General features: G+C 73.6%; 23 protein-coding genes. 10 read left to right on the forward strand and 13 right to left on the reverse strand.

What is annotated here, in order from left to right:
* Positions 1–24: 24 nt before the first annotated feature.
* The 3 genes from ABZV06_RS07875 to ABZV06_RS07885 all read right to left on the reverse strand — a co-directional run bounded on the left by ABZV06_RS07875 (position 25) and on the right by ABZV06_RS07885 (position 1,586).
* Positions 25–444, reverse strand: coding sequence for a PIN domain nuclease (locus ABZV06_RS07875; protein WP_355619614.1), 420 nt, complete (start codon positions 442–444; stop codon positions 25–27).
* Positions 441–650: a type II toxin-antitoxin system VapB family antitoxin gene (locus ABZV06_RS07880; protein WP_355619617.1), complete on the reverse strand. Its 210-nt coding sequence runs from the start codon at positions 648–650 to the stop codon at positions 441–443. Before ABZV06_RS07880 ends, ABZV06_RS07875 begins: the two co-directional genes overlap by 4 nt.
* Before the next feature lie 81 nt (positions 651–731).
* The gene (locus ABZV06_RS07885; RefSeq protein WP_355241137.1) at positions 732–1,586 is read right to left on the reverse strand and encodes an alpha/beta fold hydrolase; all 855 of its coding nucleotides are present in this window, start codon (positions 1,584–1,586) and stop codon (positions 732–734) included.
* Between the two features lie 276 nt (positions 1,587–1,862).
* Here ABZV06_RS07885 and ABZV06_RS07890 point away from each other — a divergent pair, with 276 nt between their 5' ends.
* Genes ABZV06_RS07890 through ABZV06_RS07905 form a run of 4 tightly spaced genes read left to right on the forward strand, consistent with a single transcriptional unit; the run spans position 1,863 to position 5,365 of the window.
* On the forward strand, positions 1,863–2,762 hold the full coding sequence (locus ABZV06_RS07890) for an ABC transporter ATP-binding protein (protein WP_355241140.1): 900 nt from the start codon (positions 1,863–1,865) through the stop codon (positions 2,760–2,762).
* 1 nt (position 2,763) lies between these two features.
* Entirely contained in the window at positions 2,764–3,579 is an 816-nt protein-coding gene (locus ABZV06_RS07895) for an ABC transporter permease (protein WP_355241142.1), read from the forward strand.
* A gap of 26 nt (positions 3,580–3,605) precedes the next feature.
* Positions 3,606–4,736 (forward strand): histidine kinase, encoded by a 1,131-nt coding sequence (locus ABZV06_RS07900; protein WP_355619620.1) that lies wholly within the window; start codon positions 3,606–3,608, stop codon positions 4,734–4,736.
* Positions 4,733–5,365: a response regulator transcription factor gene (locus tag ABZV06_RS07905; protein ID WP_355619623.1), complete on the forward strand. Its 633-nt coding sequence runs from the start codon at positions 4,733–4,735 to the stop codon at positions 5,363–5,365. Before ABZV06_RS07900 ends, ABZV06_RS07905 begins: the two co-directional genes overlap by 4 nt.
* A 9-nt stretch (positions 5,366–5,374) precedes the next feature.
* Here the strand turns inward: ABZV06_RS07905 and ABZV06_RS07910 are convergent, their stop codons facing one another.
* Positions 5,375–6,283, reverse strand: a complete 909-nt coding sequence (locus ABZV06_RS07910; protein WP_355241151.1) for a L,D-transpeptidase — start codon at positions 6,281–6,283, stop codon at positions 5,375–5,377.
* Positions 6,284–6,359: 76 nt separating this feature from the next.
* The gene (locus tag ABZV06_RS07915; protein WP_355619626.1) at positions 6,360–7,805 is read right to left on the reverse strand and encodes an alpha-amylase family protein; all 1,446 of its coding nucleotides are present in this window, start codon (positions 7,803–7,805) and stop codon (positions 6,360–6,362) included.
* A 278-nt stretch (positions 7,806–8,083) separates the two neighbouring features.
* Between ABZV06_RS07915 and ABZV06_RS07920 the strand changes: the two genes are divergently transcribed.
* Genes ABZV06_RS07920 through ABZV06_RS07935 form a run of 4 tightly spaced genes read left to right on the forward strand, consistent with a single transcriptional unit; the run spans position 8,084 to position 12,733 of the window.
* Complete coding sequence (locus ABZV06_RS07920; protein WP_355619628.1) at positions 8,084–9,724, forward strand: hypothetical protein; 1,641 nt, start codon at positions 8,084–8,086, stop codon at positions 9,722–9,724.
* Complete coding sequence (locus tag ABZV06_RS07925) at positions 9,724–11,187, forward strand: NADH-ubiquinone oxidoreductase-F iron-sulfur binding region domain-containing protein (protein ID WP_355619631.1); 1,464 nt, start codon at positions 9,724–9,726, stop codon at positions 11,185–11,187. Before ABZV06_RS07920 ends, ABZV06_RS07925 begins: the two co-directional genes overlap by 1 nt.
* Before the next feature lie 41 nt (positions 11,188–11,228).
* Positions 11,229–11,822, forward strand: coding sequence for a thioredoxin-like domain-containing protein (locus tag ABZV06_RS07930; protein ID WP_355241162.1), 594 nt, complete (start codon positions 11,229–11,231; stop codon positions 11,820–11,822).
* Positions 11,819–12,733, forward strand: coding sequence for a cytochrome c biogenesis protein CcdA (locus tag ABZV06_RS07935; RefSeq protein ID WP_355619634.1), 915 nt, complete (start codon positions 11,819–11,821; stop codon positions 12,731–12,733). The genes ABZV06_RS07930 and ABZV06_RS07935 overlap by 4 nt, the downstream gene beginning before the upstream one ends.
* Positions 12,734–12,761: 28 nt before the next feature.
* Here the strand turns inward: ABZV06_RS07935 and serS are convergent, their stop codons facing one another.
* The 5 genes from serS to ABZV06_RS07960 form a co-directional block, all read right to left on the reverse strand.
* Positions 12,762–14,045 carry a serine--tRNA ligase gene (serS, locus tag ABZV06_RS07940; RefSeq protein WP_355619637.1) on the reverse strand — a complete coding sequence of 428 codons (1,284 nt, stop codon included), beginning with the start codon at positions 14,043–14,045 and terminating at the stop codon, positions 12,762–12,764.
* Between the two features lie 96 nt (positions 14,046–14,141).
* Positions 14,142–15,242, reverse strand: coding sequence for a MerR family transcriptional regulator (locus ABZV06_RS07945; RefSeq protein WP_355619640.1), 1,101 nt, complete (start codon positions 15,240–15,242; stop codon positions 14,142–14,144).
* A 25-nt stretch (positions 15,243–15,267) separates the two neighbouring features.
* Complete coding sequence (locus tag ABZV06_RS07950; protein ID WP_355619643.1) at positions 15,268–16,473, reverse strand: saccharopine dehydrogenase NADP-binding domain-containing protein; 1,206 nt, start codon at positions 16,471–16,473, stop codon at positions 15,268–15,270.
* A 51-nt stretch (positions 16,474–16,524) separates the two neighbouring features.
* Complete coding sequence (locus tag ABZV06_RS07955) at positions 16,525–17,667, reverse strand: alcohol dehydrogenase catalytic domain-containing protein (RefSeq protein ID WP_355619646.1); 1,143 nt, start codon at positions 17,665–17,667, stop codon at positions 16,525–16,527.
* Positions 17,664–18,110 carry a hypothetical protein gene (locus tag ABZV06_RS07960; RefSeq protein WP_355241178.1) on the reverse strand — a complete coding sequence of 149 codons (447 nt, stop codon included), beginning with the start codon at positions 18,108–18,110 and terminating at the stop codon, positions 17,664–17,666. Before ABZV06_RS07960 ends, ABZV06_RS07955 begins: the two co-directional genes overlap by 4 nt.
* Positions 18,111–18,246: 136 nt before the next feature.
* On the opposite strand from ABZV06_RS07960, the gene ABZV06_RS07965 reads away from it, so the two are divergent.
* Positions 18,247–21,039: a LuxR C-terminal-related transcriptional regulator gene (locus ABZV06_RS07965; protein ID WP_355241181.1), complete on the forward strand. Its 2,793-nt coding sequence runs from the start codon at positions 18,247–18,249 to the stop codon at positions 21,037–21,039.
* Positions 21,040–21,074: 35 nt separating this feature from the next.
* Here ABZV06_RS07965 and ABZV06_RS07970 read toward each other — a convergent pair whose 3' ends face one another.
* Genes ABZV06_RS07970 through ABZV06_RS07980 form a run of 3 tightly spaced genes read right to left on the reverse strand, consistent with a single transcriptional unit; the run spans position 21,075 to position 22,864 of the window.
* Positions 21,075–21,623, reverse strand: coding sequence for a thioredoxin domain-containing protein (locus tag ABZV06_RS07970; RefSeq protein ID WP_355241184.1), 549 nt, complete (start codon positions 21,621–21,623; stop codon positions 21,075–21,077).
* Entirely contained in the window at positions 21,620–22,117 is a 498-nt protein-coding gene (locus tag ABZV06_RS07975) for a redoxin domain-containing protein (RefSeq protein WP_355241187.1), read from the reverse strand. The genes ABZV06_RS07970 and ABZV06_RS07975 overlap by 4 nt, the downstream gene beginning before the upstream one ends.
* 60 nt (positions 22,118–22,177) lie before the next feature.
* Positions 22,178–22,864: a BON domain-containing protein gene (locus tag ABZV06_RS07980; RefSeq protein WP_355241190.1), complete on the reverse strand. Its 687-nt coding sequence runs from the start codon at positions 22,862–22,864 to the stop codon at positions 22,178–22,180.
* A gap of 418 nt (positions 22,865–23,282) precedes the next feature.
* Between ABZV06_RS07980 and ABZV06_RS07985 the strand changes: the two genes are divergently transcribed.
* Positions 23,283–26,021, forward strand: coding sequence for a cellulose binding domain-containing protein (locus ABZV06_RS07985; RefSeq protein ID WP_355241193.1), 2,739 nt, complete (start codon positions 23,283–23,285; stop codon positions 26,019–26,021).
* The last annotated feature ends 165 nt before the right edge of the window (positions 26,022–26,186 follow it).

Genomic DNA, 26,186 nt, shown 5'->3' on the forward strand with positions numbered 1-26,186 from the left:
ATGCGGCACGCTGCGCCGGGGTTGTCAGTCAGCGGAGCCGGGCGGGACGACCCACGCGCTGGGTTGCCCGGTAATCGCGCTTATCAGGTCGAAGTCGCCGTCGTAGTGCAGAACGGTGACACCGTGTCGCTCCGCAGTGGCGGCGATCAGCAGGTCCGCCATGGACAACGCTCGGTGGTTGCCCTTGTGCAGTGCCTGCACCTGCACGTCGATCGCCCGGTCCCAGACTTCGTCGGGCATCGACAGCCACCGGAAACCGCCCATCAGCCACCGCGCGCGTTGGGCGTCCTTTGCCGTACGGGCACTGTGAATGACCTCGATCTCGACCGCTCCGCAGACGGCGAGCAGGCCTCGATCGGAGAGTTCGCCGAGGACCGGAGCCACGAGGCGCTTGGGCCAGCGGGCGAGGGCCGATTTGTCGAGCAGGTACTGCTCGTGGTTCACGCCGCGTCCGGCTCGGCAGTCTCGACCGGGCCGGTGAGGTCGGGAAGCCCGCCGCTCTTGAGCCAGTCGGCGAACTCCCGCCGCTTCTCCCGGTCAACGACAGCCTTGAGGGCCGCGTTGACGGTGGCCTTCTTCGTCGTGGTGCCGAGGATCTCGCTGGCTTCGTCGAGCAGTTCGTCGTCGACGTCAAGAATCGTCCGGCTCACGGTGCCTCCTCAGGTCCTCCGCCTGGCCGATGATATCAAGAATGCAGTGCATTGATATCAGGCTCGCCGAAGACCCGGCCGTCAGCGGCGGGGGGTCTCGCTGGCGATCGTCGCCTCCCGGGGCAGCGCCGCCGCCCGCACCGCCCAGTCCAGCGCGTAGTCGGCGATCTCCTCCCAGCCGGGCGCCCCGACCGTGAAGTGCGACCGGTCGGGGAACTCCTCGTACGCGGTGAGCGCCCGGGACTTCTGGTAGAGACCCGCGTTGGCGCGGACCACCGACGCCGGCACCACGTGGTCCTGCCCGCCGGCCATCAGCAGCAGCGGCGCGCGGTCGACGCGCCCGGTGTCGACGCGGGCGGGTGAGCGCGGGTCGACGTTGGCGAACGCGCCCTCGAAGAACACCCGTCCCGCGCCGGGTACGGCGTAGCGCTGCCAGGCCCGGTCGGACTCCTCCCGGCTGAGCGTGTTGCCGAAGGTGTAGGCGAAGTCGTCCGGGGTGAACGGGACGGCCTTGCCACGGTTGGCGGGGTTGCGCAGGATCGGGAAGCCGGAGCGCAACTGGCTCAGCGGCACCTTGAGTACTCCCTTGATCGCCGCCGGGTGCACCCCCACCACCGCCGCGCCGAGCCCCCGGTCGGCGAGGACCTGGGCGAACAACCCACCGAATGAGTGACCCATGATGATCGGTGGTCGTGGGAGCGCCCGGATGATCCGGTCGTAGTGGGCGACGATCGTGGCCATGCTCTGCTCGGCGATCGGGCTCGGATCGTCGCGCAACTGCTCCACGGACCGGTCCATGCCGGGCCAGGCTGGCGCGATCACGTGCATCCCGCGCTCGGTGAAGCGGTCGGCCCACCCGTCCCAGCTGCGCGGGGTCATCCAGAGCCCGTGGATCAGCACGACCGTGTCGACCTGGCCCTGCGGTGTGGCACCCATCGCGTCCTCCCGGTGTCGCGGCGTCCGGCGGCGCGCTTACCCGCTGCCGCCCCCGGAATGCCTGCGTCGGGGGCGGATGTGCCGGTGAGCGTGATGACTCAGAAGCATCTTGATGACTCACAGGCATCATGCTCGTCGCGGTCCGCGCTCGCCGGCGCGGCACGCTGCGTGCCCGCCGGGCTCTGAGCCGTGCCGTCCGGCCCCTGACAAATGTCACGGCCGGAACGTGACGGCCGCTCCGGGAGTCCAGGTCCGCGACACCCCAGCATCTATGGCATGACGAGTACGGATCCGGCCGTCGAGCTGAACGGCCTCACCAAGACCTTCGGTACGGTCACCGCGGTCGACGGGCTGAGCCTGCGGGTGCAGCCCGGCGAGGTGGTGGCGTTCCTCGGCCCCAACGGGGCGGGCAAGACCACCACCATCGACATGCTGCTCGGCCTGGCCCGCCCGGACGCGGGCACGGTGCGCGTTCTCGGCGGAACCGCCGACGACGCGGTGGCCCGGGGGAGGGTCGCCGCCGTACTCCAGACCGGCGGCCTGCTCAAGGACCTCACCGTGGGCGAGACGGTACGGATGACCGCGCACTTCTACCGGCACACCCGCCCGGCCGCCGAGGTGCTGGAGCGCGCCGGGATCGCCGACATCGCCGACCGGGTCGTCGGGCGGTGCTCCGGCGGTCAGCAGCAGCGGCTGCGCTTCGCGTTGGCGCTGCTGCCGGACCCGGACCTGATGGTCCTCGACGAGCCGACCACGGGGATGGACGTCGAGGGCCGCCGGGACTTCTGGCAGGCCCTGCGCCGCGACGCCCGCGACGGCAGGACCGTCATCTTCGCCACCCACTACCTCGACGAGGCGGACGCGTACGCCGACCGGATCGTGCTGGTCCGGCAGGGACGGATCGTCGCCGACGGCACCACCGCGGAGATCAAGAACCTGGCCGCCGGTCGTACCGTGCGGGCCACCCTGCCCGGCGCGGACCAGGCCGCGCTCGCCGCGCTACCCGGCGTGGACGCCGTGGAGGTGCGCGGCGACAGCGTGCTGGTGCGTACCGGCGACTCCGACGCGATCGCCCGTCACCTGCTCACCCGGACCGCAGCCCGGGACGTGGAGATCACCTCCCGCAACCTCGAGGACGCCTTCCTCGCCCTGACCACCGAGCGCATCGGAGCCTGAGATGTCCACCCTGCCGGCCACCCCCGCCGCCACCCGCGCCGACCGCCCCGCTCCGCCCGACCGCCGGCTGCCCGCCCTCGGTGGTTTCGCCCCGGCCGTCCTCGGCATCGAGCTGCGCCGGGTGCTGCGCAACCGTCGTACCCTCGCCTTCACGCTGATCATGCCCGGCGTCTTCTTCCTCATCTTCGGCCTGCCACAGCGGGGGCAGACCCTGGACAACGGCCGACCCGTGACGGCGTACGTCATGATCAGCCTCGCCGTGTACGCGGCGATGGTGGCGACGACAAGCGCGGGCGGCGCGGTCGCCACCGAGCGGGCGTTGGGTTGGAGCCGCCAGCTACGGCTCACCCCGCTGCGGCCGACCGCGTACGTGGCGACGAAGGTGGCCACCGCGATGACCCTCGGCCTGATCGCGGTCGTCATCGAGTTCGTGGTGGGCGCGGCGGCCGGCGTCCGCCTTCCGCTGGACGTCTGGCTGCTGGCCGGGCTGGCCGCGTGGATCGGCTCGCTGGTCTTCGCCGCGTTCGGCCTGTTCATCGGCTACCTGGTGCCGGCCGAGAACGTGATGCAGTTCATCGGGCCGATCCTGGCCGTGCTCGCCATGTTCGGCGGGCTGTTCGTACCGGTGGAGGTGCTGCCGCACGTGCTCCAGCAGGTCGCGAAGTTCACCCCGGTGTACGGCATGGGTGAGCTGGCCCGCGCCCCGCTGACCGGCGCCGGCGTGAGCATGGCCGGTGTGGCCAACATGGTCCTGTGGACCGTGGCCTTCGGTGTCGGCGCGACCCGGCTGTTCCGCCGGGACACCGCGCGGGTCTGACCGGTCCGACCGCTAGCGTGAACCCGATGGACCTTCCGACGGGGCAGCCCCGGCCGATGCACCGCCACTGGCGGTACATCGGCTGGCTGCTGGCCGCCGTGTGGCTGTTCTTCCTCAACGTGCCGATCTCCACCGCGTTGCACCAGCCGGAGTTGTGGCGGCGGGTCGTCGGAGTGGCCGCGTTGGTCGTCTTCGGCCTGGGCTACGTGCTGCTGTTCCAGTGGGCCCGTCAGCTGCGCCAGCTGCTGCTGCCGATCCCGGCGGGGCGCGCGCGGGTGGGCCTGCTGCTGCTGCTCGCGGCGGGCCTGGCCAGCATCCCGGGCACCGACGGAGACTGGCTGGCGGCCCTGGTCTACGTGGCCGCGGCCGGGGTGTTCCTGCTGCCGGCGTGGGAGGCGGCGGCCACCGTGGCGCTCTGCGCCGTGACGCCGGCGTTGGCGTCGTGGCTGGTGCCGGGCTGGGAGTCGGAGAACGGCATCGTCTTCGCGGTGCTGCTCGCCTCGTTCGCCATGTTCGGTGTGTCGAGGCTGGCCCAGCGCAACAGCGAGCTTCAGGCCGCCCAGCAGGAGATCGGCCGGCTCGCGGTCGCCGAGGAGCGGGCCCGGGCGGCACGCGACCTGCACGACATCCTGGGGCACTCGCTGACCGTGGTGGCGATCAAGGCCGAACTGGCCGGACGGCTCATCGAGGTCGACCCCGGCCGGGCCGCCCACGAGATCGCCGAGGTGGAGCAGTTGGCGCGGGCGGCGTTGGCGGACGTGCGGCAGACCGTCGGGGCGTACCGGGAGGTCACCCTCGCCGGTGAGCTGGCCGGCGCCCGGTCCGCGCTCGCCGCGGCGGGCATCGCGGCGGAGGTGCCGGCCGAGACGCCGGAGCTGCCGCCCGAGTGGGACCGGCTGTTCGGCTGGACGGTGCGTGAAGGGGTGACCAATGTGGTCCGACACAGCGGGGCACGGTGCTGCACCATCCGGGTGCACCCGGACGGGGTCGAGGTCGACGACGACGGTCGGGGGCCGTCCACTCCCGAATCCGCCGGATACGGGCTGGTCGGTCTGCGTGAGCGGGCCCGCCGGTTGGATGCCGTGGTGAGCGTGGGTCGGCGGCGGGACGGCACCGGTTTCCTGCTGCGGGTGCACGCTCCGGCGGAGGTCCGGTGAGCGGCTCCGCCACGCCGATCCGGCTGCTGCTCGCCGACGACCAGGCGCTGGTGCGTGGAGCGCTGGCCGCGCTGCTGTCGCTGGAGCCGGACCTGACCGTGGTGGCCGAGGTGGGCCGGGGCGACGAGGTGGTGCCCGAGGCCCTGCGGCACACGCCCGACGTGGCCCTGCTGGACGTCGAGATGCCCGGCCTGGACGGGATCGCCGCCACCGCCGCGCTGCGGGCCGCCCTGCCGGCGTGCCGGGTGCTGGTGGTGACCACGTTCGGTCGGCCCGGTTATCTGCGTCGCGCGATGGAGGCCGGTGCGAACGGCTTCGTGGTCAAGGACACCCCGGCCCGGCAGCTCGCCGACGCCGTCCGTCGGGTGCATGCCGGCCTGCGGGTGGTCGACCCGACGCTGGCTGCGGAGACCCTGGCGACCGGGGCGAGCCCGCTGACCGAGCGGGAGACCGAGGTGCTGCGTGCGGCGCGGGGTGGCGGCGCGGTCGCCGAGCTGGCGAGGGCGCTGCACCTGTCCGAGGGGACCGTGCGTAACCACCTGTCCGCGGCGATCGGCAAGACCGGCGCCCGCAACCGGGCCGCGGCCGTCCGCATCGCCGAGCAGAACGGGTGGCTGCTCGGCGACTGAACCGCCCGATCAGGCGGTCGGCGGTGGCGTGGCGAGCTGGTCGACGACCACCAGGGTGCTGCCGGGCCGGACCTCGGCGAGCAGTTCGCGTTGACCGCTGCGGGTCACCCGGATGCAGCCGTTGGTGGTGTTCTCACCCAGGTCGTCGTCGTTGTACCAGGTGTGCAGACCGATGTGCGCGCCCTTGAGGCCCGTCGGCACCGCCTCCGGGTCGTCCGGCACCGAGCCCAGGGCGTAGATGTCCACCCCGCCGTAGACCTCCTCGGGCGGCGGGGTGCGCCCCAGGATGAAGGTCCGCCCGAGCGGCGTCTCCTGCCCCGACTGGCCGAGGCTCGTCTCCCAGGAACGCACCGCCTTACCGGCCCGGTACCAGGTGAGCCGATGCGTCCTGCGCTCCACCACGATCTGGTCGCGCAGGGCGACGGTGTCGAACCCACCCGGTGGCAGCCAGGCGAGCCGCCGGTTCGCCGACGGCAGCAGGACGGCCGTCCAGCTGGCCTGCCGTTGGGCGATCGGCACGGTCAACTCGACACCGGCGAGCGTCGGCTCGACGAACGCCAACGGCCGGCCGCCCGGGGCGTCGTACGCGGCGATCCGGCGGGTCGGGTGCACGCCCTCGGTCAGCGGGGTGGTGTCCATGGTGGCCGGATCGGCGGGAAAGCCCTTGGGCGCGGGGTCGTAGTCGAGCACCGGCAGCCCGGCCGGGGCGGGCGCGGCCGGGGGGACCGACTCCTCCGGACTCTGCTCGACGCTGCTCGGCGTCGGATCGGCGGCCGCCTGCTGGCCCTCGGGGGCCGTCGAGCGTGGCGTGAGAGCCTGCCCCACCAGCAACGCGACGACCAGCAGCACGGGTACGGCGACCGCGCCAGCGATCCAGCCGGCACGGCGACGGGACGGGGACATTCGGTCAAACGGCACCAAACCACTCTATGGCGGTGGACGCCCCGGGACCCCCGGTTCGGCGATACCCGCCAACCGGAGGTCCCGAGGTCGGTCAGACCCGTGCGCCGATGTGGATGGCCACCGCGTCGTGCGCCGGCACGTTCGCGGCGAACCAGCCGCTACCGTCCACGGTGATCACCGGCCCGCTGCACGAGCCGCCCGCGTACGTGCCGTGGACGACGTCGCAGTACCGGCCGGCGGGCAGCCCGGTGGAGTACGAGCGGCCGTTCACCGCGGAGCCCTCGTCGTTGACTGTGAGGTAGCCCTTGCCGCTGCGACTGAACGCGATGTGGTTGTTGCCGTTGTCGTACCAGTTGGCCACGCCGGCGCCCTCGGTGGCGTTGCGGAAGCCGACCATGTTGGCGATCACCGGCCAGCGGTGCTCGCATTCCCAGCCCGAGTAGCAGGTGGTGTTCAGCGTCCTGTTGCTGCCGTCCGAGGGTGGCCCGGCGTCGCGGTTGCTGAAGGTGTAGCTGGACATGACCGTCGGCGACCCGTACGGCCAGGCCAGCATGAAGGCGTTCGCGAGCGCGTAGATGCCCCGGTCGGCGTAGGTGAGCACGCCGCCTCCGTCGCGCTGGGTGTCGTGGTTGTCGACGAACACCGACGCCGAGCCGCTGGGCAGGTGACCCCAGCCCTCGCCGAAGTTCTTCAGGTAGGCCAGGCGCTCGGAGCGGAACACCCGGGCCAGGTCCTTGCCGTAGCGGAACTCGTGCACGTCACCGTTGCCGGTGTACTCGGTCGGCTGGATCGGTTCCCCGGCGCCGTAGATGACCTCCTGCACGATGTACGCCGGGCGGGAGAGCTTGCCCCTGATGGCGGCGATGTCGGCGGCCGGCATGTGCTTGCTGGCGTCGAGCCGGAAGCCGTCCACACCGAGGGACAGCAGGTCGTTGAGGTACGACGCGATCTTGGTACGGACGTAGTCCGACTCGGTCTTCAGGTCGGACAGGTTGACCAGCTCGCAGTTCTGCACCTCGTACCGGTCGTTGTAGTTGGCGATGTCGTCGCCGCCGTTGCGCCCGCAGTGGTGGAAGTCCTGGGTCTGGTAGATGCCCGGGTAGTCGTAGTGCCCGTACGACGAGCCGGCCCAGCCGGTGCCGCCGTTGGCCTGGCCGGACATGTGGTTGACGACGGCGTCGACGATCACCTTGACCCCGGCCGCGTGGCAGGTGTCGACCATCGACTGGAACTGGGCCCGGGCGCCCTTGCGGGACTCGATCCGGTAGCTGACCGGCTGGTACGCCATGTACCACTGGTTGCCCCGCACGTGCTCCTGCGGAGGCGAGACCTGCACGTAGCCGTAGCCCTTCGGGCCGAGGGTGCTCTGGCACTCGCTGGCCACCGACGGCCAGTTCCACTCGAAGAGCTGGACGATGACCTTCTTCGCGCCGGACGGGCTGGCAGCGGCCGGGGTCGCCGTTGCGGTGAGGGGGACGAGCAGGCTGGCGACCAGGCCGAGGGCGAGGATCGCCGAGCCGCGTCGACGTCGGGGCATCGGGACTCCTGACGGGAGCGGGGGTGGGGGGTGGCGGTGCGGTGGGGGAACGCATCGGCTGCTCGAATCTTGCAACCCATGCTGAAATTTGCCGAAAGATTACAAGCGTGTTGCAAGGACTGTCAATCCATGGACATTCGCCACTGTGCGTCACCTGAAGGGGGTGTGCACAACGCACCGCGGTGCCACTCGGTTCGATCGCGGCCGAGAATTTTTCGCCCACCGATGATCCGCCGGCCCCGCCGTTCCGTACTGGATGGGGGAGCAGGGGTCGGCCGGTGGTGCGCCGCCGCGAGACGATCGAGGAGCAGATGGCCCGGGCAAAGCAGAACCAGAAGGCCACCGAGGTCCGGACCAGCACCAGCAGTCGGGGGGTGCGGACCCGGTCCCGCTCAGCGACCATGTTGCTGATCGCGTCGATGCTCGCCGCGTTCTGGGCGGCGACCATGCTGACCGGCGCCGGGCAGATGGCGTACGCGTACGGCTTCTTCTTCACCGAGTTCTTCGCCGGGGTGATCGCCCTGGTGTCGCTGAGTCTCACCGTGATGCTGGGTCTCGTCGCCACCGACCGGCTGGTGCTGAACATCTCGCACCGCGTGCTGATGCAGTCCGCGCACCGCGCCACCGGCGTCCTGGGCGTGGCCGGGCTGTTCTTCCACGTCCTCACGAAGATCGCCACGGGTCGGGCGGCGGCGACCGACTCGCTCGTGCCGTTCATCGGTGGCCGGGGGCTCTACGTCGGCCTCGGCACGGTGGCCGCCCTGCTGATGGTCAGCGTGATCTGGACCGGCATCATCCGGGCCCGCTTCGCCGGCGTCGGTCCCAAGTGGCTCTGGCGGGCCCTGCACTCCGCCGCGTACCTCGCCTGGCCCTTCGCGATCATGCACGGCCTCAACGCCGGTCGGGCCGCCGCGTCCTGGGTGGTCCTCAGCTATTTCGCGTGCGTCGTGTTGGTCGTGCTGGCGCTGCTGGTCCGACTCTCGGTCACCATCGGTCGGCGCAGCCGTGAGCAGCACCAGGCCGCCGTGCGCAATGCGGCGCTGGCCGGGCGGGGCACCGAGGAGGGCCGCGGGCGTTCGCTGCTGGCCGGCCTGGGCCGCCGTCGCGAGACCAGCGAGGACAAGCGCCCGGCCTGGGCGGAGGCCACCACCGCCACCTGGACGGCCCCGGCCGGCCCACGGCGGCGCGACCCCGAGCGGTTCACCGTTCCGGTGGTGCCCGAGCCCGGCTCGCTGGTCGAGCCGACCCGGCCCAGCCGGCGTCGCCGGGACGAGGAAGCCGCCCGGCAGGACCGTCGCGAAGAGATGGAGACGACGGCGACCCGCCGCTCCGCGCGCCGCACGGCCGAGGAAGAGATGGAGACGACGGCGACCCGCCGGCGCGCCTCGCGCAGCCGCGACCGGGACGAGGAGACCGCCCCGACCCGTCGCCGTCGCGCCGAGGAGCCGGCGGCCGAGCGGAGCAGCCGTCGGTCCCGTTCCGAGGACGAGGACGCCCGGTACTCGGCACCGCCCCAACGGACCCTCGCCGAGCCCGAGGAGCCGTGGGACAGCCCGCGCCGCTGGCAGGCCGCCGAGCCGATCTCGGCCGGTCCGGTCTCCGCCGAGCCGATCTCCGCCGGCCCGGTCTCCGCCGGCCCGATCTCCGGTGGTCCCATCTCGGCGGCGCCGCGCAGCGGCAGCGGCCGGCACAGCGCCGAGGACGACCTCCCGGAGGAGCCCGACTACTGGCGCCCGCCGGCCCGGTACGTCCCCGAGGAGGTGCCGCCGCCCGTCGACGACACCCCGACCCTCGTCGACCTGGCGTCGCGGCGGGCCCGGCGGGCCGCCGGCGAGGGCCGTTCCGCCAAGCGCCGCAAGGCCAGCGCGGACGTCGTGGACGGGGCGTACTGGGCCGGGCTGCGGGGTGAGGCGAAGTGATGCGGACGACCGTGCCTCCGGTGGCCTGCGTCGGTGAGCCTCGGCTGACCGCCGGCTTCGCCGAGTTCGGTCGACTCGACCTGGCCGCACACGAGGAGGTGCACGGCCCGATCGGCCCGATGGAGCCGGCGCAGCTCCTCCAGCTCGCCGAGGGTATGCAGCTCAAGGGCAAGGGTGGCGCGGGCTTCCCGTTCGCCCGCAAGCTGCGCGCGGTGCTCGAGTCCTGCGAGCGGCAGAACCTCGCCGCGGTGGTGGTGGTCAACGCCACCGAGGGAGAACCGGCGAGTTGGAAGGACAAGGTGCTGCTGACCCGCGCTCCGCACCTGATCCTCGACGGCGCGGCGCTGGCCGCGTACGCGCTGGACGCCGACGAGATCGTCATCGGCGTGGCGGATGACGGGGTCGGCCGGGACTCGCTGATGGAGGCGCTCGACGAGCGCCGGATGCCGGTGCCGACCACCATCGTCACCGTGCCGCACCGGTTCATCTCCGGCGAGGGCGGTGCCCTGGTCAACGGGATCAACGGGTTGCCGCACATCCCGCCCGGCACCAAGAAGCGTTCCAGCGACTCCGGGGTCAGCGGGCTGCCGACCCTGCTGTCCAACGCCGAGACGTTCGCCCAGCTCGCCGTCGGTGCGCGGCTCGGCCCGTACGAGTACGCGGCGCTCGGCACCGACGACGAACCGGGCACCGTGCTGCTCACCGTGACCGGCGCGGCGGCCCGTCCGGCCGTGGTGGAGTGCACCGCCGGCATGCCGCTGCGTGACGTCCTCGACCTGTGCGAGGTGCCGGACGTCCAGGGCATCCTGATGGGCGGCTACCACGGCAAGTGGATCACCGCCGAGGCGGCGGAGAAGGCCGAGGTCTCCCGCAAGGGCCTGGCAGCGGTAGGCGGCACCCTCGGCGCGGGCATCATCATCCCGGTCGGGGTCGACACCTGCCCGCTCGGTGAGGCCGCGCAGGTGGTGCGTTACCTGGCCGGGGAATCCGCCGGCCAGTGCGGCCCGTGCAAGATGGGCCTGCCGGACCTGGCCCGCGCGGTCGACCTGGCCGTCGCCGGCAGCCAACCGGCCGACGTCGTCCGGGCCGCCGCTGGCGAGGTCAAGGGCCGGGGCGCGTGCAGCCACCCGGACGGTACGGCCCGGTTCGCACTCTCCGCGATCGAGGTCTTCGCCGACGAGTTGCGGCTGCACAGCACCGGCGACGGCTGCGGCCGGCGGGTCAAGGGCGTCATGGGGCTGCCCGGCGCACCCGACCCCGACCCGCAGAGGCTCACCCTGGACTGGTCCCGTTGCGACGGGCACGGGCTCTGCGCGCACGTGGTGCCGGACTTCATCCGGCTCGACGGCAACGGCTATCCGGCGTTCCCGGCCACGCCCGTGCCGACCTGGCTGCGCGAGGGCGCCCTCAAGGCCGTCAAGGTCTGCCCGGAACTCGCCCTGCGCCTCGCGAAGGCCGAGTAGCGAAAGGCACCGACCACCACACCCGTCGAACGGAGCAGCGGATGCGCAAGCGGATCGGGCGGACAGCCATCGTGGGGGCGCTCGTGGCCACCCTGCTCGCCACGGCATCCTGCACCGGCACGGTGCCGCCCGACGCCGCCGCCGCGGGGACCACGCCGACTCCGACCAGCTCCCCGACCCTCTCGACCACCCCCTCGGCCGGGGCGTCGTCGGCCGCGCCGGCCCCGGTTCCGGACGCTCTGCGCTTCACCGGCACGACCCTCGCCGGCAGCGCGTTCGACGCGACGCGACTGGCCGGCCGGCCGGTGGTGCTCTGGTTCTGGGCGCCCTGGTGCGCCACCTGCGCCAGCCAGGCCTGGACGGTGGCCGAGATCGCGCCGAAGTACCGGGACACCGTGCCGATCGTCGGTGTCGCCGGACTCGGCGAGCAGCGCGACATGAAGAACTTCGTCACCGAGTTCGAGCTCGGCGACATGCCCCAGATCGACGATCGCAAGGGCGCGCTCTGGAAGCGGTTCAAGGTGACCGAACAGAGCGTCTTCGTGATCCTCGACCGGGACGGCACGGTCGTCCACCAGGGCTTCCTGGACGGTGAGTCGCTCACCGCCCGCGTCGCCGCCCTGGCCGGGGCGTGACCGGCCCGCTGCTGCTCGCGCTGACCGCCGGCATGCTCGGGGCGGTCAACCCGTGCGGCTTCGCGTTGCTGCCCGCGTACCTCTCGCTGCTTGTCGCCGGGGCGACGGACGCCCGCGGCGCGGTCGGTCGCGCGCTCACCGCGGCGGCCGGGCTGACCCTGGGGTACGTGGTGGTCTTCGGCGCCTTCGGTCTGGCGCTCGCGCCGCTGGCCGGCTGGCTGCGGCCCCGGCTGCCGTGGCTGACCGTGGTGCTCGGGCTGCTGCTGGTGGCGGCCGGTTGCTGGCTGCTCGCCGGCCGGCGACTGCCCGCACCGGGCTGGACGGCGCGCGCGCCCCGGTTGACCAGGTCGTGGCCGTCGATGGCGCTGTTCGGTGCGGCGTACGCGCTGGCCTCGCTCGGCTGCGCCATCGCACCGTTCCTGGCCATCGTGGTGACCAGCCTCCAGGCCGGCTCGACCGGGCGTGGGCTGGCCCTGTTCGGCGCGTACGCCCTCGGGATGGGCCTGGTGGTCGCGGTCGCCGCGCTCGGCGTGGCGCTGCTGCGCGACTCGCTGGTGGCCCGGTTGCGCGTCGCCGGTGCGCTGGTGCCCCGGCTCAGCGGCCTGGTGCTGCTGCTGGCGGGCGGCTACGTCGCCTGGTACGGCCGGTACGAGCTCCGGCTGGCCGCCGGCCGGCGAGAAGCCCTCGAAGACCCGGTCATCCAGGCAGCCTCGCAGGTGCAGCATGCCCTGGCCGACACCGTCGACAAGCTGGGTCCAACAGTGCTCCTGGCCACCCTGGCGGCGCTGCTGCTCCTGGCAGCCCGCACCGCACGCTCCCGCCGTCCCGCCCGCGATCTTGCACTTTCTGTCGCCGCAAAAGACGCGGATCAGGGCATCGAGACGACAGAAAGTGCAAGATCGGCGGGGTGAGGTGGGGTGGGGTGGGGTGGGGTGGGGGTTAGCGGGGGGTTAGGCGGTTGGTGCCTAGGCGGTCTTGCAGGACCTTGGGGATCAGGACGCTGCCGTCGGACTGCTGGTTCTGCTCCAGGATGGCCGGGAAGAGGCGGCTCGTGGCCAGGGCGGAGCCGTTGAGGGTGTGCACGAAGCGGGTCTGCTTGCCGCCCGGCTCGCGGTAGCGGATCGCCGCCCGGCGGGCCTGGTAGTCGCCGGCCCAGGAGACCGACGAGACCTCCTTGTACTTGCCGGTGCTCGGCATCCACACCTCGATGTCGAGGGTCTTCTTCATCGACGCGCTGGCGTCACCTGCCGACAGCAGCGTGCGCTGGTAGTGCAGGCCCAGCCCCTCGACCAGGCTCTCGGCGTGGGCGAGCATCTCCTCCAACGCCGCGTCCGCCTGCTCCGGCAGGGTGAACTGGAAGATCTCCACCTTGTTGAACTGGTGCCCGCGTACGGTGCCGCGCTCGTCCGAGTGCGACCCGGCCGACTCCCGGCGGTAGCACGGCGTGTACGCGAACGCCTTCAACGGCAGCTTCGCGGTCTCCAGGATCTCGTCCTGGTACGCGCCCAGGATCGCCGTCTCGGACGTGGGCAGCAGGAACTGCCCGCGCGGCGCGGAGGCGGCGTCCAGGTGGTAGACGTCGTCGTAGAACTTGGGGAACTGACCGGCGGCGAAACCGGCCGAGTCCAGCAGGAGGTGCGGCGGGAGTAGGAACTCGTACCCGGCCTTGATGTGCTGGTCGACGAAGTAGTTGAGCAGCGCCCACTCCAGCCGCGCGCCGACGCCCGTGTAGATCCAGAAGCCGGAGCCGCCGAGCTTGACGCCGCGCTCGTAGTCGACGAGACCGAGCGCGCGGGACAGCTCCACGTGGTCGCGGACCTTCTCGATCGCCGGGGGCGAACCGAAGGTCTTGACGACCCGGTTGGCCTCCTTGCCGCCGGGGAGGATGTCGTCGGCGGGCAGGTTCGGCAGCTCGCTCATCGCGTCGCGCAGCCGGGCCTGCACCTCGTCCAACTGGGACTCCAGCTCGGCGAGCTGCTTGCGCTCCGCCTCGGGGGCGGTGACCTGCGGCTCGGTGCCCGCGCGCTTCGCCTGCGCGTACGCCCGGGCCTCGGCCTTGCGGCGCTGCCGCTCATTGTCGATCTCCGTGATCAGGGAGCGGCGTTCCTGATCGAGTCGCTGGATCTCGTCCAGGGAACGGGTGACCTCGGCGGGATCCAGTCGCTTCGCCAGCGCGGTCGCCACCGCCTCGCGATCCTTCCGGATCAACTCCATGTCGAGCATGCTGCTCCGTACGCCTCCGTCCGGGGTTCACTGGTGAACCATCAGATGTTACCGTCGCGCACGTTTCCACCCGACTACGGGGAGCGCGACCGGTTTCTACAGCCGGATCGGCATCAGCACGGAGTAGGTGTCCGCGTCGTCCGGGCGTCGGACGGCCAGCGGGGCGATCGGCCCGTCCAGCTCCAGGACCAGTTGCGGGCCGCCGGCCGCGTCCAGGGCGTCGAGCAGGTACTCGCCGTTCACCCCGAACCGCAGCCCGGCTTCCGGCCCAGTCACCAGGCCGGTCAGCTCAGCGGGGTGCAGCAGTCGCAGGTCACCCGAGTCGTCGAGGCCCAGCACGGAGATCGCCAGCGGCGTGCCGGCGTACTCGCGGGCCAGCGTGGGGGCGGCCGGGTCGCGCAGCGCGGCGCGCAGGGCCGCCACGTCCACCGGGATGCGGTACGCGGCCGGCCGCGCGCCGACGGCCTCGCGCAGCAGCCGCCGGTAGTCCGGAAAGTCGTCCGGCAGGGCGGTGCCCGTGAGCGTCCGGCCGGCCACCGTCACCCGCAGCTCTGTGCCGGCCACGGTCAGCCGTACCGGCCGGTCGTCGGTGTCCAGCAGCCGGCGCAGCCGGTCGACGAGGTCCACCGGCGCCAGTACCCGCGCGGGCGGCCCGTCGACGGCCGCTCCCGCCCGGGCCAGCGCGAGGCGGTGCCGGTCGGTGGCGACCAGCCGCACGCCGTCCGGCTCGATGTCGAGCAGCATCCCGGACAGGGCCGGGATCTCCGGGTCGACGCCGACGGCGAAGCGCACCGCGTCGAGCGCGGCGGCCAGCTCGGCGGGGGAGAGGAGCAGCGTGGTGACCACGCCTCGGACCGGGTCGACCAGGGTCCGCAGCCGCGTGATCTCGCGGCGGGCGTCGGCGAGCCCGTCGGCCAGTCGGCGCAGGTGCGCGTCGAGCAGCCGGTGCACCTCGGCCGGCTCGGCGCGTACGACGGCGGCGATGTCCGGTACCGGCACCCCGACCCGGCGCAGCCCCGCGACCAGCCGGGCCGGGGCGATCTGCTCGTCGGTGTACCAGCGGTAGCCGGTGACCGGGTCGACCAGGGCCGGCGTCAGCACGCCCGCCGAGTCGTAGAAGCGCAGCGCGCTGACGGTCAGGCCGCTGGCCCGGGCCAACTCGCCGATGCTGTGCAGGTCGCTCACCACGTCGGGCATCCTGCCCCCTCGACCTGGTCGAGGGTCAAGCGGCCGGGTGCGCCGGGGCCGTCCCGTCCCGCTTGAGCACCCGGAAGGTGAGCCCGGCGCGGACCAGCCGGTCGAGCAGCGCGTCCCCCATCGCGCTGACCGGGGTGAGCTGGCCGGCGGTCGGCGGCAGGTCGTCGAGCGCCAGGCACAGGGCCGACTCGGCGAGCATCTTCGCCGTCTCGTCGTAGCCCGGGTCGCCGCCCGCGACCTCGGTGACCACGCGCTGCCCGCCGCCGACGCCGACGAACCGGACCCGGAACCAGGACGACGCCCGTTGCTGCGCGGTGGGCCCCTGCCCGGAGGCGAGCCGCCCGAGCAGCCACCGCCGGGTCGGCGGCACCTTCACCAGGCCGATCAGCGCGCCGAGCCCCACCGCGCCGACGAGCACCGTCGGCAGCCGCTTCAGCGCGGCGAAGTGCCGGTAGCGGAAGTCCGGGCCGTACTCCGGGCGGGCCGCAGCCGACCGGCGGACGACCTGGGGGTCGATGGTCGGCAGCGGCACGGTCCAGATGCCCAGCTCCGCGCTGCGGGCCAGCCGGCCGGGCACCGCACGCACCCGGCGGTCGGTGGGGCGCGGCTCGACCGCCCGCCGGGCCCGGGCGGCCCGGCTGGCCTCCCCGGTCCGGGCGAACGCCGTGAGCGCGGAGTGGTACGTGCCACCGGAGAAGCGGGCGCCGGCTCGCACGTAACCGTCCACGGTGATCGGTTCACCGGCCGGCAGGTGCTTGACGGTGAACCAGACGCCCAGGTCGTGCGGGACGGAGTCGAACCCGCAGGCGTGCACCAGCCGAGCACCCGTGCGGGTCGCCTCGGCGTGGTGGCGGACGTACATCAGGTCGACGAACTCCGGCTCGCCGGTGATGTCCAGGTAGTCGGTGCCGGCCCGGGCGCAGGCCCCGACCAGCGGCTCCCCGTGGTGGACGTACGGCCCGACGGTGCTGGCGACCACCCGCGCGCTCTGCGCCACCACGCGCAGCGAGTCGGCGTCGGTCACGTCGGCGTGCAGCAGCGGCAGGTCGACAAGCGTGGGGTCGATCGCGGCGAGCCGGTCGCGCACGCCGGCGAGGCGGCCGGGGTCACGGCCGGCCAGCGCCCAGCGCAGACCGGGCGGCGCGTGCCGGGCCAGGTATTCCGCCGTCAGCCCGCCGGTGAAGCCGGTCGCGCCGAACAGCACCACGTCGTACGTACGCTCGCCCGTCATCGCCCGAGTCTGCCACCCGTCATCGCCCAGCGCCGATCCCGCTGACGCCGGTCACGGCGTGAACACGGCCCGCACGCACCCGTCGGCGCGGTCGGCGAACAGCGCGTACCCCCGTGGGCCGTCCGCAAGGGGGAGCCGGTGGGTGGCCAGGTGTTCGGTCCGCAGCTCGTCGCGGGCCATCCGGTGCAGCAGCATCGGTACGTCCCGCAGGTCCGGCCGACGTGCCCCGCGCACCGTGAGTCGCCGGTCGGTGACCGCGCCCAGGTCGAACGCGTCGACGAACCCGCCGGTCCCACCGAGCACCACCACCACGCCGTCCTTGCGGCAGGCGTGCACCGCCTCGCGCACCGCGTCCGGACGGTCGGCACCGGTGAACCGATCGGCGACCGAGCGGGGCCGTGGCGGGCCGACCGCGACCACGCACACGTCCGGGCCCCGCCCACCACTGCGTTCGCACAGCTCCGCCGCCACGTCGGTGCGGCGGTAGTCCAGCGGCTCCGCCCCGGCGTGCCGCTCGGCCATCCGCAGCCGTTCCTCGTGCCTGTCGACGACGAGCACGCGGGCCGCGCCGCGCAGCACGGCGGCCCGGGCGGTCAACTGGCCGACCGCCCCGGCGCCCCAGACCGCCACCACGTCGCCGGGCCTTACCTCGCCCAGCTCGGCCGCCAGCCAGCCGGTCGGCGCGGCGTCGGCGGCGAACAGCGCCCGGTCGTCGTCGACGGCGTCCGGCACCCGGAACGCGCCCACGTCGGCGTACGGCACCCGCACGTACTCCGCGTGCCCGCCGGCGAAGCCGCCCGCCGCCCGGGGCCGTCCGAAGCAGCCGGCGTCCGAACGGCCCCAGCCCGGATCGACGCTCGCCACGTCGACGCCGGCGTTGTCGCAGCACGAGTGCCGGCCTCGGCGGCACTGCCAGCAGCCGCCGCACGCGACGCTCGCGCCGACCACCACCCGGTCGCCGACCCGGTGCCCCCGGATCGCCGGCCCGACCTCGACCACCTCGCCCACGAACTCCGCCCCCAGCACGTCACCGGCGCTCAGCAGCGGGTCCCGTCCCGCCAGCAGCGGCAGGTCGCCGCCACAGGTGGCGCTGCGACGGACGCGCACGATGACGTCCCGCTCGTTGCGCAACTCCGGGTCGGGCACCTCGCGTACCGCCAGCTCGTCGGCGGCCACCCAGCACAGCGCCCTCATCCGCGGACCCTCGGGCGGTCCACCGCCGAGCGGTCCGCGCGCAGCACCTCACCGGCCTCCACGCGCTGCTTGACCTGGCGCAGGGTCCGTCGGACCAGCATTCGCGGATCGTCGCCGACCAGGTGGGCGGCGAGCCCGGCCGCCGCGGTGGCACGGGGCAGTGGACGGGCGGCGAGCTCGGTGCCCCGGTCACCCGGGGCCTGCCGCACCCGCACCTCCACCACGCCGTCCAGGTGGCGCAGCGGCTCCGGCCACCGGCCGCCGGGAAGCACCTGCTCCGGAGGCCGATCCACGGTCACCACCTCCCACCCGGCCGTGGTGGGGTCCTGGTCCGCGCCGGTCCGGCCACCCCGTCGGGGTACGCGCAGAAGCCGTGCCGCCCCGGCCCGCGCGCCGCCGCCGAGCGCCGAGCCCGCCCGCATCAGCCGTCTCCTGCGTCCCATCCGTCCTCCCGGTCCACGTCTTCCGATCGTCGGGCGGGTCCGGGTGAAGCGGGCTCGCCCGGAAGGGGTGAACCGGTCCGCTCCGGGTAACCGCTCGCCGACCGGGGGTGGAACGCGGCGGCGGGGGTGGGGCCGGGTGCCGGAACAGCAGGATCACGCGCGGGTCGGCACGGCGGTGGGGCGACGGGGCGAGCAGCCCCTGCTCTCGTCCCGGCTGACGCCGACGGTGCCGCCCGAACCGGTGGTGGCCCGACCCCGCCTGCTGCGCCGCCTCGACGAGGGCGGCGCGGGGCCGGTCACCCTGGTCGCCGCACCCGCCGGGTGGGGCAAGACCACGCTGCTCGCCTCCTGGGTGCGGCTGACCGAACCCGAGTACGCGTCCGCGCCGGCGTGGGTCTCGGTGGAGGCCGGCGACGACGGCGACCGGCTCTGGGCGTACCTGGCGGCGGCGCTGCGCACGGCCACCGGCGCGGCGGACGACGACCTGGTCACGCCGCTGCCCACCGGCCCGCCGCGCCCCGACCAGCTGGAACTGCTGGCGGCCGGGCTCGCCGCAGCGCCGCGGCCCGTGCTGCTGGTCCTGGACGACCTGCACCGGATCACCGACCCGGCCGCACTGAGCGGGCTGGAGTTCCTGCTGCGGCACTCCGAGCAGCGGCTGCGGCTGGTGGTCGGTGCTCGGGCCGGCCTGCCGCTGGCCCTGCACCGGCTCCGCCTCGCCGGTGAACTCACCGAGATCGGCCCGGACGACCTGGCCTTCACCGACGACGAGGTGGCCGACCTGCTCACCGCGCACGGTGCGCCGCTGCCGACCGAGGCGGTACGCCGGCTGCGCGACCGCACCGGAGGCTGGCCGGCCGCGCTGCGGATCGCGGCGCTGGCCTTGCGGGGGCAGCCCGACCCGGAGCGCTGGGTGGGGCAGTTCGGCGGCGACCAACCGGAGATCGCCGGCTATCTGCACGAGGAGGTGCTGGCCGCGATGGACCCGGCCGACCGGGACCTGCTGCGCCGCACCGCCCTCGCCGAGACCGTCTGCGCCGACCTGGCCGAGGCGTTGACCGGCCGCGCCGATGCCGGGCAGGCGCTTGCCGACCTGGCCGGGGCCGGTGGCCTGCTGCGCCGGGAGGACAGCCGCCCGCCCTGGTACCGCTGCGACCCCCTGCTCGCCGACCTGCTCCGCGCCGAGCTGGCCCGATTGCCCGACGACGAGGTGCGGGAGCTGCACGCGCGGGCGTCCGACTGGTACGCCGACGCGGAGCGACCGGCCGACGGGCTGCGGCACGCCCTCGCCGCCGGGCGCTGGGACCTGGCCGCCGACCTGTTCGTCGCGCACTGGCCGGAGCTGACCCGCTACGACCACGATCCAGTCGACGGTCCGCCGCCGCCGTCCCCGCCTCCGGACGCGGTCGCCGCCGATCCGGAGGTGGCGTTGGCCAGTGCCGCCGAGCGGGCCTACGCCGGTGACCTGGGCGCCGCCGCCGCCCACCTGCGCACCGCCGCCGGGTACGCGGACGCGCTGCCGGTGCCGCGACGGGACCGGTTCCTGCGGTTGGCCACCGCGTTGGAGCTGACCCTCGCCCGGCTCGTCGGCGACCTGCCGCAGGCCCGGGCCGCCGCCGCCCGGCTGCTGCGTACCCGCGCAACCGCCGCCCCGCCGTCCGGCTCACCGGTCGGCCCGTCGGTCGACCCGGCGGGCGGGTCGCCGACTGGGGCGTCGACTGGGGCGTCGACGGTCGAGGACGCCGACCTGCGGGCGTTCACCGGGACCGCGCTGGGTCTGGTCGAGATGTCCGGCGGTGGGCTGCCCGACACACGGTTCGTCCGGGTCCGGGCGGCCGCCCGGGAGGCGGGCCGACCGCGTACCGAGCTGGTCGCCGCCAGCCGCGCCGCGCTGCTGCTCGCCGTCCGCGGCGACCTCCGCTCCGCCGAGCAGGCGGCCCGCGACGCGCTGGGCATGCCGCCCTGGCGGGGCTGGTCCTGCCGCCTCGACTGCGGCTACGCGTACCTCGCGCTGGCGGTGGTGGCCCTGCACCGCGACCAGCCCGAGGAGGCCGCCGCGAACCTCGCGCTCGCCGGCCCGGCATTCGGCGTGCCCGACCTGCCGGAGGCGGTCGGCGAGCCGGTGGCCGTGGCCGTCTTCGCGCTCTGCCGTGCCGCTCTCGACCGGGACTCGGGTGACCCGGCGGCCGCCCAGCGGCTGCTCGTCCGCGCCCGGGAGGCCCTACCCCACGAGCCGGCCGCCACCGAACTGTCGAGCCTGCTCCGGGCGGCCGAGGCCGAGACCCGGGCCGAGCGGGGCGACCTGGACGGCGCCCGGGCCCTGCTGGCCGGTGCGACCGGCGACGCCGGCACCCCGGCGCTCGACGTGGCCCTGTCCCGGCTGTCGCTGCGGGCCGGCGACCTCGGCGCCGCCGGGCGGGCTCTGCCGGACTGGCAGGCGTCGCCGGCCACCGCCTGGCCCCTGCCGGTACGCCTGGACGCCGGCCTGCTGGAGGCGGTGCTCGCCGAGCGGGCCGGAGACGTACGCCGGGCCGGCCGCGTCCTGGAGCAGGTGCTGGACCTGGCCGGCCCGCAGGGCTGCCGTCGGGCGTTCACCCGGGCCGAACCGTCGGTGCGGGACCTGCTGGCCGCCCGTCTCGACGCGGGCACCGCGCACTTCCCACTGGTCAGCGACCTGGTCCGGGGCGTCGAGGAGAGCACGCCCCGCCCGGCGGTCGTGCCGGTCGGCCTGCTCGACGAGCCGCTCACCGAGCGCGAGCTGACCATCCTGCGCTACCTGCAGAGCATCCTGTCCAACGTGGAGATCGCCAGTGAGCTGTCGCTGTCGGTCAACACGGTCAAGACGCACGTGCGCAACATCTACCGCAAACTCGGCGCGACCCGCCGGCGTGAGGCGGTCCGGCGGGCGCGCGAGCTGCGGCTGATCTGAACGGCGGGACCGCCGCCCGGACCAGCCGACGCGGATCAGGCGTTCGCCGCCGCGTCCACGGCGGCCAGCAGGTCGGGCAGGTCGTACCCGCCGTCGTGCCGGACGTCGTTGACGAAGAGGGTCGGCGTGCCGTTGACCCCGCTGCGGATTCCGCCGACGAAGTCGCGGCGCACCCGGTCGGCGTACGTCCGGCGCTCCACCTCGCCGTTCACCTCGTCCGTCGGCAGCCCGAGCTGCTCGACGCCGAGCGAGAGGTGCACGGGGTCCAACTGGTCCTGGTGCTCGTACAGCCAGTCGTGCATCTCCCAGAACTTCCCCCGCGCCGCGGCCGCCTCCGCCGTCTCCGCGGCCCGCTCGGCGTACGGGTGGACGTTGGCGATGGGGAAGTAGCGGTAGACCAGGCGTACCGTGTCGGCGCGCTGGCGCAGCAACTCGTGCAGGTTCGGGTAGGCGGCACCGCAGAACCGGCACTGGAAGTCGCCGTACTCGATGATCGTCACCGGCGCGTTGGACGGCCCGCGGACATGGTCCTCGACGGTCACCGGTTCCCGCAGCCGGGCGGTGACCTGAAGTGGGGTGGTCATCGGGCCATCACCTTCCGCTCTCGATCGAGGTTGTCGAGCGCGTCGAAGATCCCGTCCGCGCCCGGGTTGACGTCCATCGGGGAGAGGTAGCTCCACGCCACCGTTCCGGCCTGGTCGAGCACCACAAGCGCGCGGGCCGCCTCGCCCTGCGGGGCGTACGCGCCGTACCGGCGCGCCACCTCGCCCTTGGGCTCGAAGTCGGACAGCAGCGGGAAGGTGATGCCCTGGTTCTCAGCGAACGCCCGGTGCGACCAGATGCTGTCCACCGAGATGCCGAGCACCATCGCCTGGTACTGCTCGAACACCGGTGCCGCCGCCTGGTAGAGCGACATCTGGTCCCCGCAGACGGGGCTCCAGTCGGCGGGGTAGAAGACGAGGACGACCGGGCGACCCCGGAACTGCTCGGGCCCGGTCCGGCGCCCGTCCGGAGTGCTCGCCAGGGTGAAGTCGGGCGCGGGACGCCCGGGTTGGATCAGCCCGTTCGGATCACTCATGCCCCCAGCCTGTCCCCGGGGCGGGTGAGGCCGGCTCACCCGTCCCGGGTGGTACCGCGCTCAGCGCAGGACCGGCGCGACCGCGATGTGGTTCTGGACCTCCCGGATGCCCGGCGCGGACCAGGCCACCTGCTCGACCTCGGCCCGTTCGGGCATGGAGTGCACCAGTCCGGCGAGCACCGCGGTGTCGCCGTGCACCCGGACGGTGACCCGCTCCGCCTCGGTTGCCCCGGCCCGGGCCAGCGCGTCCACGATCTTCTCGGCCAGGTTCACCCCGTCCGGCGTCGCGTTCGGCTGGACGGTGATGCCGTTGCTGACACCACGGACGCCGGTCAGCCGGCAGACCGCCCGTTCGGCGGCCCGCCGCTGGTACTCCCACTCGACCTCACCGTGCAGCGTCACCCACCCGGCAGAGACGGTGACGTCGAGCTTCTCGATGGGCACGAACGCGTCCCACTCCAGGGCGTTGCCGGCCGCGGCGGCCAGGTCCGGGTCGGCACGCTCGTCGCTGCCGGTCAACTGCACGGTCAGGTCGTTGGCGACCGCCCGGACCCCGGTGACGCGGTGCGTGGCGCGTTCCCCGGCCCACTTCTTGGCGTAGCTGTCCACCCGTCCGGTCAGCGTGACGACGCCCTCGGCGACGGTCACGCCGATCTCGTGCGGCTGCACCCGGGGTTCCCAGGTCAACTCGTCGAGGACGGCGGACTGGATGTCCTGGTCGGTACGCGCGATCGTCGCGATGGCCATCTGTCCCTCCCTTGCGCTCGCGTGCCCTTCCTGGCGACCCGGTATGAGGGCCGTGGCCAGTGGGCCCGCCGAGGTCCGATCCTGCCGGTCGTGCGGGTGACCCGCCCTCACCCGGTGCGGGCGACGGGCCCGCGCGGACCTGCCCGAGGCGGGTGTCGGCGGGCAGCGATGGGAGCGCTTCCATAGCGGCGTCGAATCGGTTAGGGTGAGTGCGTTCCTCGATCGCGGGAGCCTCGCGTCGGGTGGTTGGAGCCAGGGCAAGCTCCGATCCGTTCCCTGCGTCGTCGTCCGTCCCCCGGGCCACGACGCGTCACCTTCCGATCGACCCGTCCCCGCGTCGCCGTGCTCGTCCCCCGGGCCGCGACGCCATCCCCGGTCGATCCCGACTCCCGGGTCCCCACCCCCGAGAGGAACGCAGATGCCCAGATCACTGGCCGGTGCGGTCGTGTCGGCGTTGGCCGTCGCCACGGCCGTCGTGGCGGTCCCGATCACCGCCGCGGGCTCGGTGCCGGCTCCGGCCGCCGCCGAGGCGTACACCTGGCGCAACGTCCCGGTCGGCGGCGGTGGCTTCGTGCCCGGCATCGTCTTCAACCCCACCGAGAAGAACCTGATCTACGCCCGCACCGACATCGGCGGGGCCTACCGCTGGGAGCAGTCCAGCCAGTCCTGGACGCCCCTGCTCGACTGGGTCGGCGCGGACCGCTGGGGTTACAACGGCGTGGTCAGCATCGCCACCGACCCGGTGCAGACCAACCGGGTGTACGCGGCGGTCGGCATGTACACCAACGGCTGGGACCCGAACAACGGCGCGATCCTGCGCTCGACCGACAAGGGCGCCACCTGGCAGGTCACCGAGTTGCCGTTCAAGAACGGCGGCAACATGCCGGGCCGGGGCATGGGCGAGCGGTTGGCCGTCGACCCCAATCGGAACAGCACCCTCTACTACGGTGCCGAGGGCGGCAACGGGCTGTGGCGCAGCACCGACTACGGGGCGACCTGGGCCCGGGTCACGGCCTTCCCCAACGCCGGCAACTACCGGGCCGACCCCAGCGACCCGAACGGCTACAACGGGCAGAACCAGGGCCTCACCTGGGTCAGCTTCGACAAGAGCACCGGCACCGCCGGCGCCACCACGCAGACGATCTACGTGGGTGTGGCCGACAAGGACAACCCGGTCTACCGCAGCACCGACGGCGGTGTCACCTGGTCGCGCATACCCGGGCAACCCACCGGCTACCTGGCGCACAAGGGCGTCGTCGACCCGGTCGGCGGCCACCTCTACATCGCCACCAGCGACACCGGCGGCCCGTACGACGGCGGCAAGGGCGACGTCTGGAAGTTCACCCGGTCGACCGGGGCCTGGACGCGGATCAGCCCGATCCCCTCCACCAGCGGCGACGACTACTTCGGCTACAGCGGCCTGACCATCGACCGGCAGCACCCCAACACGCTGATGGTGGCCACCCAGGTCTCCTGGTGGCCGGACGCGATCTTCTTCCGCAGCACCGACGGTGGCGCGAGCTGGACCCGTATCTGGGACTTCACCAGCTACCCGCAGCGGTCCAAGCGCTACACGATGGACATCAGCTCGGTGCCCTGGCTGACCTTCGGCACCAACCCGGCGCCACCGGAGGAGACGCCCAAGCTGGGCTGGATGAACGAGTCGGTGGAGATCGACCCGCACGACTCCAACCGGATGATGTACGGCACCGGCGCCACCATCTACGGCACCACCGACCTCACCAAGTGGGACACCGGTGGTCAGTTCACGATCCGGCCGATGGTCCGCGGCCTGGAGGAGACCGCCGTCCTCGACCTCGTCAGCCCGCCCAGCGGCGCGCCGCTGATCAGCGCGCTCGGCGACGTCGGCGGCTTCCGGCACGTCGATCTGGACACCATCCCGTCGATGCTGTTCACCCAGCCGGTCTTTACCAGCACCACGAGCCTGGACTACGCCGAGAGCAAGCCGGCCACACTGGTCCGCGCCGGTAGCTTCACCGACTCCGACCGGCCCAACGACAGCCACGTCGCGTTCTCCACCGACGGCGGGGCCACCTGGTTCCAGGGCACCGAGCCGTCCGGTGTCAACGCCGGCGGCACGGTCGCCGCGGCCGCCGACGGCGGCCGTTTCGTCTGGTCGCCCGGCGACGTGGGCCAGCGGGTGGTCTACTCGGTCGGCTTCGGCAACTCGTGGGCGGCGTCCAGCGGCATCCCGGCGAACGCGACAATCGAGTCCGATCGCGTCGACCCCAACCGGTTCTACGGCTTCAGCGGCGGGCGGTTCTACCTGAGCACCAACGGCGGTGCGACCTTCACCGCGACGGCGGCGACCGGCCTGCCCACCTCCGACGTGCGGTTCAAGGCGCTGCCCGGCCGCTCGGGCGAGTTGTGGCTGGCCGGCCCGGGTGGACTCTGGCGGTCCACCGACTCCGGTGCCAGCTTCACCAAGCTGGGCGGCGTCAGCGCCTCCGGCAACGTCGGCTTCGGCAAGGCGGCCCCCGGGCGGACGAACCCCGCCGTCTTCCTCTACGGCACCGTGGACGGCCAACCCGGCGTGCACCGCTCCGACGACGGCGGCACGACGTGGGTACGCATCAACGACGACCGCCACCAGTACGGCAACCCGACCGAGGCGCTCACCGGCGACCCCCGGGTCTACGGCCGTGTCTACCTGGGCACCAACGGTCGCGGCATCCTGGTCGCCGACCGCACCGGCGGCACACCGACGACCCCGCCTCCGACGACCCCGCCCCCCACCACGCCGCCCCCCACCACGCCGCCTCCGACGACGCCGCCTCCGACCACGCCGCCCCCCACTACGCCGCCCCCGACGACCACGCCGCCCCCGGTCGGTGGCTGCGCGGCGACCTACCGGGTCACCGGCTCCTGGTCGGGTGGATTCCAGGCCGAAGTGGTGGTCAGCAACCCCGGCACCAGGCCCATCGCCGGCTGGACGCTTGCCTGGACCTTCCCCAACGGCCAGCGCATCAGCCAACTGTGGGGCGGCACCCACACCCAGAACGGGGCGGTCGTCTCGGTCGTGGACAGCGGCTGGAACGGCGCGCTCGGCGCCGGGGCCAGCACCACCATCGGCTTCCTCGCCTCCTGGACCGGCACCAACTCGCCGCCGACGGCGGTGACCTGCACGAGTCGCTGACCCGGTGGCCCGGCGTCGTCCGGGCCACCCGAGAACACCGGTCCGCCGGGGCTGCCTGAGGGGTCCGGCACCCCGGCGGACCGGGCACAAGCCACCGGCCCAGCACCGCCACCCGATGCGAGCGGGCCCCGCCGACGCGATGTCGACGGGGCCCGCTCGCTCACC

Origin of the sequence: Micromonospora sp. NPDC005172 (assembly GCF_040608555.1) — a bacterium.
Lineage (GTDB): Bacteria > Actinomycetota > Actinomycetes > Mycobacteriales > Micromonosporaceae > Micromonospora.

What these genes read in the sequence shown, in the direction of transcription:
- ABZV06_RS07885 (WP_355241137.1), bottom strand. Translation starts at nt 1,586, where the DNA reads ATGGGTGCCACACCGCAGGGCCAGGTCGACACGGTCGTGCTGATCCAC.
- ABZV06_RS07890 (WP_355241140.1), top strand. Translation starts at nt 1,863, where the DNA reads ATGACGAGTACGGATCCGGCCGTCGAGCTGAACGGCCTCACCAAGACC.
- ABZV06_RS07895 (WP_355241142.1), top strand. Translation starts at nt 2,764, where the DNA reads ATGTCCACCCTGCCGGCCACCCCCGCCGCCACCCGCGCCGACCGCCCC.
- ABZV06_RS07900 (WP_355619620.1), top strand. Translation starts at nt 3,606, where the DNA reads ATGGACCTTCCGACGGGGCAGCCCCGGCCGATGCACCGCCACTGGCGG.
- ABZV06_RS07915 (WP_355619626.1), bottom strand. Translation starts at nt 7,805, where the DNA reads ATGCCCCGACGTCGACGCGGCTCGGCGATCCTCGCCCTCGGCCTGGTC.
- ABZV06_RS07925 (WP_355619631.1), top strand. Translation starts at nt 9,724, where the DNA reads ATGCGGACGACCGTGCCTCCGGTGGCCTGCGTCGGTGAGCCTCGGCTG.
- ABZV06_RS07930 (WP_355241162.1), top strand. Translation starts at nt 11,229, where the DNA reads ATGCGCAAGCGGATCGGGCGGACAGCCATCGTGGGGGCGCTCGTGGCC.
- serS (WP_355619637.1), bottom strand. Translation starts at nt 14,045, where the DNA reads ATGCTCGACATGGAGTTGATCCGGAAGGATCGCGAGGCGGTGGCGACC.
- ABZV06_RS07945 (WP_355619640.1), bottom strand. Translation starts at nt 15,242, where the DNA reads ATGCCCGACGTGGTGAGCGACCTGCACAGCATCGGCGAGTTGGCCCGG.
- ABZV06_RS07950 (WP_355619643.1), bottom strand. Translation starts at nt 16,473, where the DNA reads ATGACGGGCGAGCGTACGTACGACGTGGTGCTGTTCGGCGCGACCGGC.
- ABZV06_RS07955 (WP_355619646.1), bottom strand. Translation starts at nt 17,667, where the DNA reads ATGAGGGCGCTGTGCTGGGTGGCCGCCGACGAGCTGGCGGTACGCGAG.
- ABZV06_RS07960 (WP_355241178.1), bottom strand. Translation starts at nt 18,110, where the DNA reads ATGGGACGCAGGAGACGGCTGATGCGGGCGGGCTCGGCGCTCGGCGGC.
- ABZV06_RS07970 (WP_355241184.1), bottom strand. Translation starts at nt 21,623, where the DNA reads ATGACCACCCCACTTCAGGTCACCGCCCGGCTGCGGGAACCGGTGACC.
- ABZV06_RS07975 (WP_355241187.1), bottom strand. Translation starts at nt 22,117, where the DNA reads ATGAGTGATCCGAACGGGCTGATCCAACCCGGGCGTCCCGCGCCCGAC.
- ABZV06_RS07980 (WP_355241190.1), bottom strand. Translation starts at nt 22,864, where the DNA reads ATGGCCATCGCGACGATCGCGCGTACCGACCAGGACATCCAGTCCGCC.
- ABZV06_RS07985 (WP_355241193.1), top strand. Translation starts at nt 23,283, where the DNA reads ATGCCCAGATCACTGGCCGGTGCGGTCGTGTCGGCGTTGGCCGTCGCC.